Source organism: Neisseria sicca VK64 (assembly GCF_000260655.1).
Classification (GTDB): domain Bacteria; phylum Pseudomonadota; class Gammaproteobacteria; order Burkholderiales; family Neisseriaceae; genus Neisseria; species Neisseria sicca_B.
This window is the reverse complement of record NZ_AJMT01000161.1, coordinates 1-2,198: the sequence shown is the minus strand read 5'-3', so window position 1 is coordinate 2,198 and position 2,198 is coordinate 1. Positions and strand designations below refer to the sequence as shown.

At 55.0% G+C, this 2,198-nt stretch carries 3 protein-coding genes; all 3 read left to right on the top strand.

The annotated features are described in order from the left end of the window. Positions 1–744: CDP-diacylglycerol--serine O-phosphatidyltransferase (gene pssA, locus HMPREF1051_RS09240; protein WP_419538016.1), on the top strand; the 744-nt coding region annotated here is incomplete at its 5' end. Positions 745–747: 3 nt separating this feature from the next. Beyond that, positions 748–1,557 (top strand): sulfite exporter TauE/SafE family protein, encoded by an 810-nt coding sequence (locus tag HMPREF1051_RS09235; protein WP_003767644.1) that lies wholly within the window; start codon positions 748–750, stop codon positions 1,555–1,557. A gap of 237 nt (positions 1,558–1,794) precedes the next feature. Beyond that, positions 1,795–2,145: a helix-turn-helix domain-containing protein gene (locus HMPREF1051_RS09230; protein WP_003767615.1), complete on the top strand. Its 351-nt coding sequence runs from the start codon at positions 1,795–1,797 to the stop codon at positions 2,143–2,145. Positions 2,146–2,198: the final 53 nt, after the last annotated feature.

Below are 2,198 nucleotides of genomic sequence, written 5' to 3'. Positions count from 1 at the left end.
CAAAACCTGCAACGCAATTCATTGCGCCGCAACAGTATCTACCTGCTGCCCAACTCCTTCACCATCGCCGCCCTGTTCTGCGCCTTCTTCGCCATCACCCAATCCATGCACAAGCACTTTGAAATAGCGGCGATCGCAGTATTCCTCTCCATGCTGCTCGACGGCATGGACGGGCGCGTGGCGCGGCTGACCAACAGCCAAAGCGCATTCGGCGAACAGCTCGACAGCCTTGCCGACATGGTCAGTTTCGGCGTTGCGCCTGCATTGATTATTTACAAATGGCAACTTTCGCAATTCGGCAAAATCGGTTATTCCGTCGCCTTCATCTACTGCGCCTGCGCCGCCCTGCGCCTCGCCCTCTTCAACACGCTTATCGGCAAAGTCGATAAACGCTGGTTTATCGGCGTCCCCAGTCCGACCGCCGCCGCGTTGATTGTCGGCCTGATTTGGGTCAACCACAGCGTCGAACGCTTCCCCGGCGTACATTGGTGGGCTTTGGGCATCACGCTTTTCGCCGGCATTTCCATGATTGTCCAAATCCCGTTTTGGAGCTTTAAAGAAATCAACATTCGCCGCCAAGTCCCGTTTATGGGCATGGTAATCGCCGTGTTGATCCTCCTCTTAATCACATGGAAGCCCGCCCTCGTCTTATTCCTCTTCTTCTTGGGGTACAGTCTCTCCGGCTACATTATGGCGGCACGGCGTTGGCTGAAAAAACGCCGCAGGAACAAAAAGGTCGTCTGAAAAATGTGGACTTGGGATATTATCCTCGCCCTGCTCGCCGTCGGAAGCGCGGCGGGCTTTATTGCAGGATTGTTCGGCGTAGGCGGCGGTACGCTGGTCGTCCCCGTCGTCTTGTGGACATTGCAACTGCAAGGCATCAGCAGCCACCCCTACGCCCAACATCTCGCCATCGGCACATCCTTCGCCGTAATGGTGTTCACCACTTTCTCCAGCATGTACGCGCAGCACAAAAAAAGCGCCATCGACTGGCAGACTGTCCGCCGTATGACCCCTTCCATGATATTCGGCGTACTGATCGGCGCGGTAACTGCCAAATATATGCCTACCCGCGCCCTGCAAATCTTCTTCATCTCATTCCTGACCCTTATCGCCCTCAAAACCCTGACCGACTCCAAACCCAAAGCCTCGCGCCACCTGCCCGCCCTGCCCGGCTTAAGCGCGGTCGGCACATTGTTCGGCGCAGCTTCAAGCTGGGTCGGCATCGGCGGCGGCTCGCTGTCCGTCCCCTTCCTGATGTATTGCAACTTTCCTGCCCACCGCGCCATCGGCACATCCTCCGGCCTCGCTTGGCCGATTGCGCTCGCCGGCACAATCGGCTATCTCGTTACCGGCTGGAATGTTCCCGACTTGCCCCACGGCTCCGGCGGCTTCCTGTATCTGCCCGCCGTCGCCATCCTCAGCATCGCGACCATGATTTTCGCCCCTATCGGCGTCAAAACCGCGCACAAACTCCCCGCCCGCCAGCTCAAAATTTCCTTCGGCATCATGCTGCTGCTGATTGCCGTCAAAATGGCTTGGAACCTTATGCGTTAACCATGCTGGCAAATACCGTATAACAAAATTACCCCCCCCCCCTTTGGCATCATGAAGCTTCTAAAAACCGTTTAATCTTTCCCAAAGGCAAGCCTCTGACCGTTTATTCGCCTGCAACGGCAAATATTCATCAGAATGCCACTCAACACAAAAGGTCGTCTGAAACCCGAATCTGGATTTGAACTGCACCCCAAAAGTTGGACACATCCCCTCCAACTCACAAGGTGCAGTTTTTTTATGAGCAAATATACATTACACTTCAAATACCAAGCCGTACTCCACTACCTGCATATACGCAGCCAACAGCGTACCGCAGACCACTACGGCATCTCCCGAACCCATCTGCGACGATGGATACGCGCCTATCAAGAAGGCGGCATCGGCGCACTCGAACATCCCCAATCCAAAACCATGACCCAACACCGCAAAAACCCCTTCATCGCAGATAAACCCGATCAAGAAAAAACACAGGCAGAGCTTATTGAAGAGTTGTGCTATATGCGCGCAGAGGTCGCCTACCTAAAGGAGTTAAAAGCCCTCAGCCAAAAGCGGACCGAAAAGGACAAAGCCAAACCGTCCAAACACTGAGGGCGCAACACCCGCTCAAATACCTGCTGCACATCGCAAACCTGCCCAAAAGC

Excerpts from the sequence above, each read along its gene's own strand:
- HMPREF1051_RS09235 (WP_003767644.1), top strand. The coding sequence starts at position 748 with ATGTGGACTTGGGATATTATCCTCGCCCTGCTCGCCGTCGGAAGCGCG.
- HMPREF1051_RS09230 (WP_003767615.1), top strand. The coding sequence starts at position 1,795 with ATGAGCAAATATACATTACACTTCAAATACCAAGCCGTACTCCACTAC.